Below are 13,301 nucleotides of genomic sequence, written 5' to 3'. Positions count from 1 at the left end.
CGGCATCTCGCCCTGCTCTCGCGCCGCGCGCCGCCAGCCACTTGGCGCATTCGAAGCCGAAGCCCTGCACGCCGCCCACCACCAGGATGGTGCCCTCGGGCGGCACCCAGGCGGGGCGGGGCGGGGTGCGCGGCATGGCGGGCGGCACCAGCACCAGCTTGCCGATGTGGCTGCTGGCCTGCAGCGCGCGGAAGGCGGCCTCCACCTCGGTGGCCTGGCGCGCCGCGTGCGGCAGCGGGTGCAGCAGCCCGTCGGCGAAGCGCTGGGCGATGTCGGTGAGCAGGCGGCGCGCCAGTATGGGCCGCGCCTTCGGCAGCTGGTCCACATCCACGCCGAAATAGGTGAGGTTGTGGCGGTAGGGGCGCAGCCCGACGCGGCGGTTCTCGAAGAAGTCCCGCTTGCCCAGCTCGACGAAGCGGCCGAAGGGCTTCACCAGCCCGAGGCTGCGCTCCATCGCCTCGCCGGCGAGCGAGTTCAGCACCACGTCCACCCCCTCCGGCCAGGCGGCGCGGAGCTGGTCGGCGAAGCCGGCGTCGCGGCTGTCCAGCACCAGCTCGGCGCCGGCGGCGCGCAGCAGGGCGCGCTTGGCCGGCGTGCCGGCGGTGGCGGCGATGCGCGCCCCCGCCGCCTGCGCCACCTGCAGCGCGGCCAGCCCCACCGCGCCGGCGCCGCCATGGATCAGCACCGTCTCGCCGGCCTCCAGGCGGGCGCAGTTCTCCAGCGCGTAGATGGCGGTGAGGAAGGCCACCGGCACGGTGGCGGCGGCGGCGAAATCCAGCCCCGGCGGCACGCGCGTCACCGCCTCGGCGCGGGTGCGCACGCGGCTGGCCAGCGCCGCGGGGGCGAAGCCGAACACCGCCTCGCCCGGGCGGAAGGCGACGTCCGGCCCGGCCTGCTCCACCACGCCGGCCATCTCCATGCCCAGCGTCGGGCCGGCGAAGCCGAGCAGCAGCGCCTCCTCCGGCAGCAGCCCCTGCGCCCACATCAGGTCGCGGAAGTTCAGCCCGGCGGCCTCGACGCGCACCACCACCTCGCCCGGGCCGGGCGGCGGCAGGTCGAGCGGCTCCCATTCCAGCGTGCCGAGCTGGCCGGGCTGGCGGATGGCCAGCCGCGCCGGGCCCTGCGGCGCGGCGGCGGCGGGCTTCGCGCCGGGGCGCAGGCGCGGCGCCAGGCGCGCGGCCGGGGTCAGGTGCAGCTCCGGCTCCGCGCCGGCGCCCAGCAGCTCGGGCAGCAGGCGGGCGGCGGCCTCCTGCGGTGCCAGCGCGGCGTCCAGCCCGATGCGGCGCGGCCGCAGCTCCGGCATCTCGTTGGCCAGCACCCGGGCCAGGCCGTGCAGCGCGGCGGCCTCCGGCATGTGCAGCGCGTCGGCGGTCAGCAGGGTGAAGGCCCGGGCACGGCCGCGCGCCGCCTCGGCCAGGGCGGTGACCTGCGCCAGCGTGGCCGCCAGCGCCTCCGCCCCGGGGGCGGCCAGCACCACCGCGTGAATGCCGGACAGGGTGCGCGGCGGCTGCCGCGCCGCCCCGGCCAGCGGCAGGGCGGTGACGCCGGCGCCGGCCCCGGCCAGGGCGGCCGCCAGGGCCTCGGCCAGCGGCGCGCTGGCCTCGTCATGGTGCAGCTGCAGGGCGATGGCGGGCGGCGGCAGGGAAGGCGCCCCACCCTCGCCGGCCGCCGGCTGTGCCGCGCGGGCGCCGATCAGCAGCGCCGGCCAGGGCGCCGAGCCGAGCGGCGCGATCCAGGCGCGCTCCACATCCGGGGCGGCGCAGGCGGCTTCCCAGCCGGCGGCGTCGGGCAGCGGGGGCGCGCCATGGTCCCACCAGCCCGCATCCTGGCCGCAGGTGAAGGTCCAGGCGCGGCCGGGCAGCGGCTCGGCCAGCAGCAGGGCGCCGCCGCCGGCCAGCAGGCCGCCCAGCGTGCCGAGCAGGGCGGTGCCGCGCCGCGCGCGGGCGGCGGCGGCCAGCCCCACCACGAGGTCCGCGCCCAGCCCGGCCGGGGCGGGGGCGCCCGGCTCCCAGGCCTCGAAGCCGAAGGCGATGTTGCCCGCATGCGGCGGGATGGCGGCGGCGCGGGCATCGCCCGGCGCGCCGGTGGCGGTGTAGCGCACCGGCCGCCCGCTGGCGCCCAGCACGGCCAGCAGCCGCCGCGTCAGCGGCCCGCCATTGGCGCCCAGCTCCAGCACCCGCAGCGGCCGCCCCGGCGGCCAGCCGGCGACGAAGCGCCCCACCGCCTGGGCCAGCACGGCGGCCAGCCGCTCGAAGCCCAGCGCATCGGGCGGCGGCAGGCTCTCGGGCTGCGATTCGCCGGAGAGCGCCTGCGGCAGGCGCTCGGCCGCCAGGGCCAGCCAGCCCAGCTCATGCGCCAGCGCCGGGCTCTCGGCCAGCACGGCGCGCCAGATGTCGCCGGCTTCCGGCAGGTCCTCCGGCGGCGGCAGCAGCCAGCCCTTGGGGCCCGGCTCGGCCAGCCCGTCCTCGGCCAGGGCGCGCAGCAGCGACAGCGCGTAGGGCGAGAGGCCGGCCGCCGGCAGCAGCCCCGACACCCCGGCGCGGGCGCGCAGCGCCGCCTGGGCGCTGGACACCACATGGCCCTCCAGCAGCAGCGCCGTCTCGCTCAGGTCGTGCTCGGCATCCTCGGCCAGGGCGGCGCGCAGGGCGGCGTCCAGGTCGACCGACGGGGCGGGGCCGGGCGCCGCCTCCAGCGCCAGCGGCTCGATGCGGAACACCGCCTCCGCCACGGTGGGGCGCGGGGCGAGGCGGATGGACTGCATCCAGCCCTCCTCCAGCTGCGCCACCACCTGCCCGTTGCCGTCGCGCAGCCGGGCCGCGTACTGGCCGGAGCGGCTGCCGCGGTGCAGCAGCGCCAGCTCGGCGCTGACCGGCACGGGCGCGCCGCGCCGCAGCAGCAGCCGGCCGAAGCGCACCGGCACCACGGCGGTGCCCTCCTCCTCCCGCTGGCCGGGGGCGAACAGCGCCACCAGCCCGTGCAGCGCCGCGTCCAGCCGCACCGGGTGCAGCAGCCAGCCGGCCGAGTCGGGCGGCGCCGCCGCGGGCAGGACGAGGCGCACCCCGGCCTGCCGGCCATCGGCGGACAGGGTGGCTTCCGCCGCCGCCTGGAAGGCGGGGCCGTAATCCAGCTGCAGGCGGCGGGCGATGGCGAGGATCTCCCCGCCTTCCAGGCGCGGCCCTTCCAGCGTGGGGGGCGGGGCGGCGTCCAGCGCCGCCGGGGTGGCGGCGGCCGCCTGGCCGCGCGCGTGCAGGGTCCAGCCCTCGCCGGTCAGGCGCGGCCGGCTCTCGATCTGGAACAGGCCGTTCTCCGGTTCCAGCACGAAGCGCAGCTCGCGCGCCGAATCGGCGGAGAGCGGCAGGGCGCGCAGGATCTGCACGTCGCGCAGCTCCAGCACCGGCGCCTCCGGGAAGTGCTGGGCGGCGGCGGCGAGCGCCATCTCCAGCATGGCGGCGGCGGGCAGCACCGGCTCGCCGCCCAGCCGGTGGTCGGCCAGCCAGGGTTCCTGCGCCGTGTCCAGCAGGCGCGACCAGCGCCCCGCCTCGTTGCCCTGGCGGAAGCCGAGCAGCGGGTGCTCGGCCACCGGGTCGGTCAGCCGCACGGTCTCCTGCGTGGCGGCGAACCAGTGGCGCTGCCGCTCGAAGGGCGTGAAGGGCAGGCCGCGCCGCGCCGCCGGGCCCTGCCAGGCGGGGCCGCCGCGCGGGTCGGCGCCCAGTGCCAGGGCGCGGTCGGCCAGCGCCGGGAAGGGGTCGCCCGGCGGGTCGCGGCGGCTGAGGCTGGCCAGCACCGGCGCCTCCGCCTCGGCGGCGCGCAGGCTCTCGCGCAGATAGGATTGCAGCACCGGGTTGGGGCCGATCTCCAGGAACAGCCGGGCGCCGGCATCCACCGCCGCCTGCACCGCCGCCTGGAAGCGCACCGGGGCGCGCAGGTTCTGCCACCAGTACTCGGCATCCAGTGCCGCGCCCGGCAGCTTGGTGCCGGTGACGGAGGAGAGGAAGCCGATCCGCCCCGCGCCCGGGGCCTCCTGGGGGGCGAAGCCTTCCAGCTCGGCCAGCAGCGCCTCGCGCACCGGGTCCATGGCGGCGGAGTGGAAGGCGTAGTCGAGATCGAGCCGCACGGCGGCCAGGCGCTGCGCCTTGGCGGCCGCCACCAGCGCGTCGATCGCCGCCTCCGGCCCGGCCACGGTGATGGCGTCCGGCGCGTTGTAGGCGGCGATCTCGGGGCGCCAGCCGAATTCGTTGGGCGGGCAGGCGGCCAGCAGCGGCGCCGCCGCCTCGGCTCCGGCGCCGATCGCCGCCATGCGGCCCTGGCCGCGCCGGCTGTGCTGGGCGCGGGAGCGCGCCACCACCAGCCGCGCCGCCTGCGCCATGGTGAGGATGCCGGCCGCCTGCGCCGCCGCCACCTCGCCCACCGAATGGCCCAGCACGTAGTCCGGCCGGATGCCCTGCGCGGCCAGCGCCGCCAGGATGCCGTGCTGCACCAGGAAGAGCAGCGGCTGCGCGCGGTCGGTGCCCGCGAGGTCGTCGGCGGTGGCGCCCGCCGCCAGCAGCGCGGCGCCGGACCAGCCGGTGAGCGGCGCCAGCACCGCATCCGCCGCCGCGACGGCGGCGCGGAAGGCGGCGTTGTGCGCCATCGCCTCCCGCGCCATGCCGGCGAACTGCGCGCCATTGCCGGAGAAGACGAAGGCGATGTGCCCGCCCGCGCCGCGCTTGGCGACGCCATGCGTCACCCCCTCCGGCCGGGTGCCGGCGAGCCAGCCCTCCAGCCCGGCGCGCAGGGCCGCGGCATCCTCGCCGCGCAGCGCCAGGCGGTGGCCGTGCAGGTCGCGGTGGCGGCCGAGGCCGCGGCGGAGCGGCAGGGTGTCCGTGCCGTCCTCCAGCCGGTCCCGCCAGCGGGTGGCCAGTGTCTTCAGCGCGGCGGCGGAGCGGGCGCTCAGCACCAGCGGCGGTGCCGGCCCGACGTCAGCAGGTTGGGCGGCGTCAGGCTGGCTGGTGGCAGGCTGGCTGGTGGCAGGCTGGGGAGGGGCGGCCCCCAGCAGCACCGAGGCGTTGGTGCCGCCGAAGCCGAAGCTGTTGACGCCGGCCACCGCGCCCGGCGGCAGCGCCTCCAGCATGGTGGGGACGCGCAGGTTCAGCCCGGCGAAGTCGATGTTCGGGTTGGGCGTGCTGAAATGCAGGTTGGGCGGCACCGCGCCCCGCTCCAGCACCAGCATGGCCTTGAGCAGGCCGGCGATGCCCGAGGCCGGCTCCAGATGGCCGATATTGGTCTTCACCGAGCCGATGGCCAGCGGCGTGGCGCGGCCCTGCGCCAGCGCGGTGCCGATGGCCCAGGTCTCGGCCGGGTCGCCGGCCTGGGTGCCGGTGCCATGCGCCTCGAAATAGGCGATGTCGTCCCGCGCCACGCCGGCCTCGGCCAGCACGCGCTGCAGCAGCGCCGCCTGCGCCTCGCGGTTGGGCAGGGAGAGGCCGATGGTGCGGCCGGCGGCGTTGGTGCCGGCGGCCAGGATGACGCCGCGGATGGCATCGCCCGCCGCCAGCGCCGCCGAGAGCGGCTTCAGGACCACGAGGCCGGCGCCCTCGCCGCGCACATAGCCGTCCGCCGCCGCGTCGAAGGCCTGGCAGCGGCCGCGCGCCGAGAGCATGCCGGCGCGCGAGAAGCCGACGAAGGCGAAGGGCGAGAGCAGCATCTGCACGCCCCCCACCAGCGCCGCCTCCACCCGCCCCGCGCGCAGCGCCGCCACCGCGGCCTCCAGCGCCACCAGCGAGGAGGAGCAGGCGGTGTCCACCGTCTGGCCGGGGCCGCGCAGGTCGAACACGTTGGTCAGGCGGTTGGCCAGGATCGACAGCGTGTTGCCGGTCATGAAGTAGCGGTCGGCGCCGGGGGAATCGCCCAGGCGCAGCTCGGCATAGTCGGTCGAGGAGCCGCCGACCCAGACGCCCACGGCGCGGCCGGCGAGCTGGCTGGCCGGCCAGCCCGCATCCTCCAGCGCCTCGGCCGCCACCTCCAGCAGCAGGCGCTGCTGCGGGTCCATCTCGGCGGCCTCGCGCGGGGAGAGGCCGAAGGCGGGGGCGTCGAAGCCGGCGATGTCGCCCAGATGCGCGGCGGCGAAGCTGTAGGAACGGCCCGGCTCGCCCTTGCGCGGGTGGTGGAAGGCGGCCTGGGTGAAGCGGTCCGGCGGCAGGGTGCCGACGCAGTCGCGCCCGGCGGCCATCATGTCCCAGAAGCCATCCAGATCCTTGGCACCCGGCAGCCGGCAGGCGGCGCCGATGATGGCGACCGGTTCAGCGGCGCGCATGGCGGATGGAGTCGGTCCTTGAGTCATTCCATATGCTCTGCGGCCGGCAGGAGAGGCCGCGCAAGAGAAGCGTCAGGGAAAAAGCCGAGGATGAAGCCAGCCAGCTTGCCGGGCGCGGACGAAGCCCCGTCCGGCAGGACTGTCATGACATGGCCGCATCCCGCGCGGCAACGCCGCCGGCCATGCCGCGCCAGCTGTTCGCGGCCTCGGCGCGCCCCGGCAGCCGCTTCTGCAGCCCTGTCATCCGCCAGGCGGGGTCGGTGACCTGCCAGAGCAGGTCGTCCACCTGCCCGAAATGCTCGGCCCAGCTCGGGGTCCGCCAGCCTTCCATGCGGCGCAGCTGCGCCTCGCGCGACTGGCTGCCGGGGGTGGCGTAGTCGATCACGGCATTGCGCCAGGCGCTGCCATCCAGCGGGTCGAGGTAGTCCGGCACGGCGCCGCCCACCTCGCGCAGCGCCGGCAGGTCGGAGCAGATGACCGGCAGCCGCACCGCCAGCGCCTCGGCCAGCGGCAGGCCATAGCCCTCGGCGAAGGAGGGGAAGAGCAGGGCGCGCGCGCCCTGCAGCAGCTCGGCCACCATGCGGTCCGGCAGCTGGCCCACCTCCTGCACCAGCCCCTTCAGCACGGTGCAGCGCTCCAGGATGTCGACGACGTTCTCGTTCTCCCAGCCGCGCTTGCCGATGACCAGCAGCCGCGGCGTGGCGGCGCCGTGCCGGCGCGCCAGCTCCCGCCACAGATGCAGCAGCAGCAGGTGGTTCTTGCGCGGCTCGATGGTGCCGAGGGTGATGAAGTAGGGGTCGATCGGCGTGCCGTGCGACGGCGTGGACTGGGTGTCGATGCCGAGCGGCGCCACCACCACGGGCGGCGGCGCGGCGCGCCCGGACAGATAGGGCGACAGCGCCTCGGCGGTGGCGACGGAATTGACGATCACGCCATCCGCCAGGGCGGCGGTGGTGGTGATGCGGCGCAGATGCTTCTCCGCCTGGCCGGGGCGTGCGTATTCCGGATGGGTGACGGGGATCAGGTCGTGGATCAGCGGCACGAAGGCGCAGCCGGCGCGGCGCATCGCCTCGATCGGCCCGCTGCGGTCCAGCGCCTGGTGGGAGACGAGCAGGAAGGCCAGCCGGCGGGTGCCGTTCATCAGCCGCGCGAGGTCGGAGCGGCCGAGGCCGAGCAGCAGCCGCCCCCGCCCCAGCCCGCCGATGCGCGCCGCGGTGCGGAAGGCCGGGCCATTGGCCAGCCCGCTGCTCCAGGCCTCGGTGAGGGCGGCGACGAGATCGGCCACCAGGCGGCGGGGCAGCATGGCGAAGCCGCCCTGCAACTCCTGCCCCACGAAGCTGCAGGAATCCGGCGGCGCCGCCAGCCAGCGCCGCGCATAGGCGAGTTCGACGCGATCAATGCCCGACGGGGTGCGCTTGCGGCCGCAGCTGAGCAGCCGGGAGACATCCAGAATCACGTGCAGGCCGTCGGCGCGCGAGTCAAAGGGCATCGTCGATCCCCAGAAGGGCGGCGGGCTCGGCGCGCCGCCCTAGTTGGTAAGCAGTAATGACTTATGCTGCGACCGCGAAGAAAAGTAACTCACGAAAAAGTGGGTTTCCCCTGATTTTCCGGTTTCGCGTCATGCGAGTAGCGAAAGCTTGGCAGCGTCGGCTTTCGCCTTCCGGTAGCAATAGCGGCGCTTACGGGTTGTGTCGCGTCGAAAATGATCGGGAGATTGATCGTTATTGGTTTATTCGTCAGTCAGCCTCCGGCATTATCACATTGTTGTGCCTTCCTTCCAGTAGAACATCGCGCATCGTCTCAGCGCTTTTGATGCGGATGTCCGCGAAGGCGTGGGGGGTGTGGAAGGCGCTGTGGGGCGTGACGATCAACCGGCCCGTGAGCCAGGGCTCGCGCGCACGGTAGGCTGCTAGCAGGGCCGGAATGGGCGCAACCGGCGGTTCCTGTGGCAGCACGTCCAGTCCGGCGCCGGCGATGTGGCCGTCGCGCAGGCAGGCGGCCAGCCCGTCGAGGTCGAGGATCGGCCCGCGCGCCGTGTTCACCACCACCGCGCCGGGGCGCAGAAGGCGCAGCGCCGCCTCGTCCAGCAGGCCGCGCGTGGTGCGGGTCAGCGGCGCGTGGATCGAGAGCGTGTCGGTCTGCGCCAGCAATTCCTCCAGGCTGCGGGCGCGGGCGATGCCGAGCGCGCGGTCCACGCCGTTCGGCAGGTAGGGGTCGAAGAACACCACGCGGAAGCCGAAGGCCTTCGCCCGCAGCGCCACCGCCGTGCCGATGCGCCCGAGGCCGAGGATGCCGAAGGTCTGCTCCGAGGCGCGCTGGACCAGCGGGCTGTCGAGGTAGCGCCACTCGGCGGGCGGGTCGGCGCGCTGCAGGTCGTGGTGCAGCGCGATGCCGCGCCGCAGCGTCAGCGCCAGGGCCACGGCGTGGTCGGCCACCTCGGTGGTGCCGTAGTCGGGCACGTTGCACACCGTCACGCCGCGCGCGGCGAGCGCCGGGCGGTCCAGCCGGTCGTAGCCCACGCCCATGCGCACCACCACCTTCAGCTTCGGGAAGCGGTGCAGCTGGCTGCCCGGCAGCCAGTGGCGGAAGATGAACAGCCCGTCCGCCTCGGCGCAGAGCGCATCCGGCAGCTCCTCCACCCCGCCCGGCCCGCCGCCACGGATGACCCGCACCCCGGGGCCCAGGATCTCCTCCTCCAGCGTGGTGTCGGGGTACAGGCCTTCCGGTTCCAGAACGGTCAGCATGGGAGTGCTCTCCTCCAGGTTGAGTTTGTTGCGCGGAGGATGCGGGGGCCACCTTGGGCGCGCAAGCCACCCCGCCTATCCTGCGCCCGGCAAGGCAGGGAGGCAGGCATGACGGTGGAGCGGAGAATCCTGGTCACGGGCGCGTCGAGCGGCATCGGCGCCGCCACGGCGCGGGCGCTCGCCGGGCCGGGCGTGGCGCTGGCCGTGCACGCCCGCAACAACCGCGCGGGGGCGGAGCGCGTGGCGGCGGAGGCCCGCGCGCACGGCGCCGAGGCCACCGTGCTGCTGGCCGACCTGGCCGCGCCGGACGCCCCCGCGCGGCTGGTGGCCGAGGCCGCCGCCGCCCTGGGCGGGCTGGACGTGCTGGTCTCCAACGCCGGCTTCGCCGACCGCACGCCGGTGGCGCAGCTCACCGACGAGGCCTTCGCCCGCAGCCAGGACACCATCCTGACGGCGCTGTTCCGCCTGGCGCGCGCCGCGGGGCCGCTGCTGGCAGCGGGGCGGGCGCCGCGGCTGGTCGCCGTCTCCTCCTTCGTGGCGCACAATTTCCGCACCGACAGCGCGGTGTTCCCCGCCTCCGCCACGGCCAAGGCGGGGGTGGAGGCGCTGGTGAAGGCGCTGGCGCTGGAATGGGCGCCGGCGGTCACCGTCAACGCCGTGGCGCCGGGCTACACGCAGAAGGATTCCGGCGCGCACGCGGCGCTGGACGCGAAGGCGTGGGAGGCGGTGGTCGCCCGCATCCCGCTGCGCCGCCTGGGCCAGCCGCAGGACGTGGCGGAGGCGATCGCCTTTCTCGCCTCGGAGCGGGCCGGCTACATCACCGGGCAGGTGCTGCATGTCGATGGCGGGGTGGTGGTGTAGCCGCCAAGCCCCAAGGCTCCCCCCGCCGCCCGGGAGGCTCACTCCACGCGGATGTTCGCCTCCCGCACCAGCGTCGCCATGCTCTGCCGCCCCTCGCGCACGAAGCGGGCGAAGTCGGCCGGGCTGCTGCCCACCGGCACGGCGGCGAGCTGGGCGAGGCGCGCCTGCACCTCCGGCTCGGCCAGCGACTCGGCCAGCACGGCGTGCAGACGGGTGGCGATGGCCTCCGGCAGCCCGGCGGGGCCGAACAGCGCCGCCCATTCGGAGAGGGTGAGGCCGGGCAGCCCGGCCTCGGCGAAGGTGGGCACCTCCGGCTGCACCGAGACGCGCCGCTCCGCCGCCACGGCCAGGAAGCGCGCCCGGCCGGAGGCCACCACCGGCGCGGCCGAGAGGGCGGTGATGAACACCGCGTCCAGATTGCCGCCGGCGATGTCGCGCGCCGCGTCGGCGCCGCCGCGATAGGGCACGTGCTGCACCTCGATGCCGGCCAGCCGGCCGAGCTGCACCACCGCCAGGTGCCCCGCCGTGGCATTGCCCTGGGTGCCGATGTTGAGCTGGCCGGGGCGCGACTTCGCCAGGGCGATGAAGCCCGCCAGGTCCTGCGCCGGGCTGTCCGCGCGCACCGCCAGCACCTGCGGAAAGGTGGTGACCAGCGAGACGGGGGTGAAGGCGGTGGCGTAGTCGAAGGGCAGGCCCTTCAGCAGCGCGGGGTTCACGAGGTGGGAGGAGGCGTCCCACAGCAGCATGTGCCCGTCGGGCGCCGCCTGCGCCACCACGCCGCCGCCGACGCTGCCGCCCGCGCCGGTGCGGTTCTCCACCACGATGGTCTGGCCCAGGCGCTCGCCCATGCGGGGGGCGATGGTGCGCGCCGCGCTGTCCGCCGCGCCGCCGGCGGCGAAGGGGACGATGAGGCGGATGGGCCGGCTGGGCCAGGCGGGCTGGGACCGCGCGGCGCCGGGCCGCAGGGCGGGCAGCAGCAGGGCGGGGGCGGCGAGCAGGGCGCGGCGCGGCGCGAGCGGCATGGGGGCTTCCTCCGGCGTGATGGTTGCGCCGAAGCTAGCGCGGCGCCGCCGGGCGCGGGAAGCCGGAAGGCCGCAAACGAAACGGGCCGCTCAGTGGCTGAGCGGCCCGTTCGGAACTGGTGGAGCCAATCGGAATCGAACCGACGACCTCTTGAATGCCATTCAAGCGCTCTCCCAACTGAGCTATGGCCCCACAGGAAGCGAGGCGGCGATATAGCGGCGGTGCGGGCGCCGTGCAAGCGGCCTTGCGGCGGGCTCTTGAAGGGCGGCTCAGAGGCCGGAAATGCAACAGGCCGCCCGTTGCCGGGCGGCCTGTGGAACTGGTGGAGCCAATCGGAATCGAACCGACGACCTCTTGAATGCCATTCAAGCGCTCTCCCAACTGAGCTATGGCCCCTCAGGGAAGTGGCGGGGGTATAACGAGCGCGCCTGGGCCACGCAAGCGGGGGAGGCGGGATTTTTTCGCCGCATCCGCGCCGCCCCTCCGTGCACGTGCGGCACGCCACCGCGCGCCCCTTTCGCAGCCGCGTCATGGCCGGTAGCCTCCCCCGCATCCGAAACTGGGGAGCGTCAAATGCGGAAAGTCTACCCCGATGCGCGCGCCGCGCTCGACGGCGTGCTGCGCGACGGCATGCTGATCCATTCCGGCGGCTTCGGTCTGTGCGGCATTCCGGGGGCGTTGATCGAGGCGATCCGCGATTCCGGCGTGAAGGACCTCACCGTCGTCTCGAACAACGCCGGCATCGACGATGCGGGCCTCGGCCTGCTGCTGAAGACGCGGCAGATCCGGAAGATGATCTCCTCCTATGTGGGCGAGAACAAGACCTTCGCCGAGCAGTTCCTGGCCGGCGAGCTGGAGATCGAGTTCAACCCGCAGGGCACGCTGGCCGAGCGCATCCGCGCCGGCGGCGCCGGCATCCCCGCCTTCTTCACCAAGACCGGCGTCGGCACCGCCGTGGCCGAGGGCAAGGAGACGCGGGAGTTCGACGGCGAGACCTATGTGATGGAGCGCGGCCTGTTCGCCGATCTCGCCATCATCCACGCCTGGAAGGCGGACACCGAGGGCAACCTCGTCTTCCGCAAGACGGCGCGCAACTTCAACCCGATGATGGCCACCGCCGCGACGATGACGGTGGTGCAGGTGGAGCACCTGGTGCAGCCGGGCGAGCTCGACCCCGACCACATCCACACCCCCGGCATCTATGTGAAGCGCATCGTCAAGCTGCCCGAGGGCTACGAGAAGCGCATCGAGCAGCGCACCGTGCGCAAGCGGGTGACCGACCTGAACCCCGCCACCAGCAACGTCGCCTGAGGGAGAGGAGAACGACCATGCCCTGGACCCGCGACGAAATGGCCGCCCGCGCCGCCCGCGAACTGCAGGACGGCTTCTACGTCAATCTCGGCATCGGCATCCCGACGCTGGTGGCCAACCACATCCCCGACGGGATGAGCGTGCAGCTGCAGTCGGAGAACGGCATGCTGGGCATGGGCCCCTTCCCCTATGAGGGGGACGAGGACCCGGACCTGATCAACGCCGGCAAGCAGACCGTGACGGTGCTGCCCACCACCAGCTTCTTCTCCTCGGCCGACAGCTTCGCCATGATCCGCGGCGGGCATATCGACCTGTCCATCCTGGGCGCGCTGCAGGTGGCGGAGAATGGCGACCTCGCCAACTGGATGATCCCCGGCAAGATGGTGAAGGGGATGGGCGGCGCCATGGACCTGGTGGCCGGCGTGAAGAAGGTGGTGGTGCTGATGGAGCACACCGCCGGCGGCAAGCCCAAGCTGCTGCGCGAATGCGCCCTGCCGCTGACCGGCAAGGCGGTGGTGGACATGGTGATCACCGAGCTGGCCGTCTTCGCCATCGACCGGCAGAAGGGCGGCATGACGTTGACCGAGCTGGCGCCCGGCGTCACGCTCGACGAGGTGCGGGAGAAGACCGAGGCCAGCTTCGCGCTCGGCGCCGGCATCGGCTGAGGCGCCGCCCCGGCCGGGAGGGGCCAGGCCTCTCCCGGTGCGCGGGGGCTATTGCGGCCGCGGGCCCGGAGTGGGCACGGGGCCGGGCGTGGGCACGCCGGCGCCCGCGCCGGTGAGGGAAGGCTGCTGCGGCATGGGCGCGGCAGGCTGGGCCTGCGGCTGGGCGGGGCCCCGGCTGTAGGCGGGCGTTGCGGCGCGCTGCGCCTCGTAGCGCCGGCGGTCCTCCTCCAGGCGGCGGCGCAACGTCTCCAGCTCGCGCTCGCGTTCAGAGAGGGTGCGCTCCCAATCCTGGCTGGCGGTGGCGTGCGGCGCAGCGGGCGCGCTCGTGGCACGGCGCGGGGCTGGCGCGGCGCGGCGCGCGGGCGCCTGGCGCGGCGTGGCGGCCGGCAGGGGCGGCGCCGCCCA

General features: G+C 75.2%; 7 protein-coding genes, 2 tRNA genes and 1 pseudogene. 3 read left to right on the top strand and 7 right to left on the bottom strand.

Going from position 1 to position 13,301, the window contains the following annotated elements; translation table 11 throughout:
• The 3 genes from ACZJYS_RS17135 to ACZJYS_RS17125 form a co-directional block, all read right to left on the bottom strand.
• A partial coding sequence (locus ACZJYS_RS17135; RefSeq protein WP_493179712.1) for a beta-ketoacyl synthase N-terminal-like domain-containing protein occupies window positions 1-6,292 on the bottom strand: 6,292 nt, incomplete at its 3' end.
• Between the two features lie 142 nt (window positions 6,293-6,434).
• The gene (locus ACZJYS_RS17130; RefSeq protein ID WP_379652384.1) at window positions 6,435-7,781 is read right to left on the bottom strand and encodes a glycosyltransferase family 4 protein; all 1,347 of its coding nucleotides are present in this window, start codon (window positions 7,779-7,781) and stop codon (window positions 6,435-6,437) included.
• A 247-nt stretch (window positions 7,782-8,028) separates the two neighbouring features.
• Entirely contained in the window at window positions 8,029-9,036 is a 1,008-nt protein-coding gene (locus ACZJYS_RS17125) for a C-terminal binding protein (protein WP_379631747.1), read from the bottom strand.
• 108 nt (window positions 9,037-9,144) lie between these two features.
• Between ACZJYS_RS17125 and ACZJYS_RS17120 the strand changes: the two genes are divergently transcribed.
• Window positions 9,145-9,897: an SDR family NAD(P)-dependent oxidoreductase gene (locus ACZJYS_RS17120; protein ID WP_493179711.1), complete on the top strand. Its 753-nt coding sequence runs from the start codon at window positions 9,145-9,147 to the stop codon at window positions 9,895-9,897.
• Window positions 9,898-9,935: 38 nt separating this feature from the next.
• Here ACZJYS_RS17120 and ACZJYS_RS17115 read toward each other — a convergent pair whose 3' ends face one another.
• From ACZJYS_RS17115 to ACZJYS_RS17105, 3 genes are all read right to left on the bottom strand, one after another.
• On the bottom strand, window positions 9,936-10,919 hold the full coding sequence (locus ACZJYS_RS17115; protein WP_379652419.1) for a Bug family tripartite tricarboxylate transporter substrate binding protein: 984 nt from the start codon (window positions 10,917-10,919) through the stop codon (window positions 9,936-9,938).
• Between the two features lie 117 nt (window positions 10,920-11,036).
• A tRNA-Ala gene (locus tag ACZJYS_RS17110) sits at window positions 11,037-11,112 on the bottom strand.
• Window positions 11,113-11,240: 128 nt separating this feature from the next.
• Window positions 11,241-11,316, bottom strand: a tRNA-Ala gene (locus ACZJYS_RS17105).
• 177 nt (window positions 11,317-11,493) lie between these two features.
• On the opposite strand from ACZJYS_RS17105, the gene ACZJYS_RS17100 reads away from it, so the two are divergent.
• Window positions 11,494-12,231, top strand: coding sequence for a CoA transferase subunit A (locus ACZJYS_RS17100; RefSeq protein WP_109515839.1), 738 nt, complete (start codon window positions 11,494-11,496; stop codon window positions 12,229-12,231).
• A 17-nt stretch (window positions 12,232-12,248) separates the two neighbouring features.
• Complete coding sequence (locus ACZJYS_RS17095) at window positions 12,249-12,896, top strand: CoA transferase subunit B (protein ID WP_109515840.1); 648 nt, start codon at window positions 12,249-12,251, stop codon at window positions 12,894-12,896.
• 48 nt (window positions 12,897-12,944) lie between these two features.
• Here the strand turns inward: ACZJYS_RS17095 and ACZJYS_RS17090 are convergent.
• Window positions 12,945-13,301 (bottom strand): annotated as a pseudogene (locus tag ACZJYS_RS17090) (hypothetical protein); the annotation flags it as partial.

Source organism: Roseomonas sp. TS2 (assembly GCF_058833935.1).
The sequence above is the reverse complement of the archived record's forward strand: the minus strand, read 5'-3'. Positions and strand labels throughout refer to the sequence as shown.

What these genes read in the sequence shown, in the direction of transcription:
- ACZJYS_RS17130 (WP_379652384.1), bottom strand. Translation starts at nt 7,781, where the DNA reads ATGCCCTTTGACTCGCGCGCCGACGGCCTGCACGTGATTCTGGATGTC.
- ACZJYS_RS17125 (WP_379631747.1), bottom strand. Translation starts at nt 9,036, where the DNA reads ATGCTGACCGTTCTGGAACCGGAAGGCCTGTACCCCGACACCACGCTG.
- ACZJYS_RS17120 (WP_493179711.1), top strand. Translation starts at nt 9,145, where the DNA reads ATGACGGTGGAGCGGAGAATCCTGGTCACGGGCGCGTCGAGCGGCATC.
- ACZJYS_RS17115 (WP_379652419.1), bottom strand. Translation starts at nt 10,919, where the DNA reads ATGCCGCTCGCGCCGCGCCGCGCCCTGCTCGCCGCCCCCGCCCTGCTG.
- ACZJYS_RS17100 (WP_109515839.1), top strand. Translation starts at nt 11,494, where the DNA reads ATGCGGAAAGTCTACCCCGATGCGCGCGCCGCGCTCGACGGCGTGCTG.
- ACZJYS_RS17095 (WP_109515840.1), top strand. Translation starts at nt 12,249, where the DNA reads ATGCCCTGGACCCGCGACGAAATGGCCGCCCGCGCCGCCCGCGAACTG.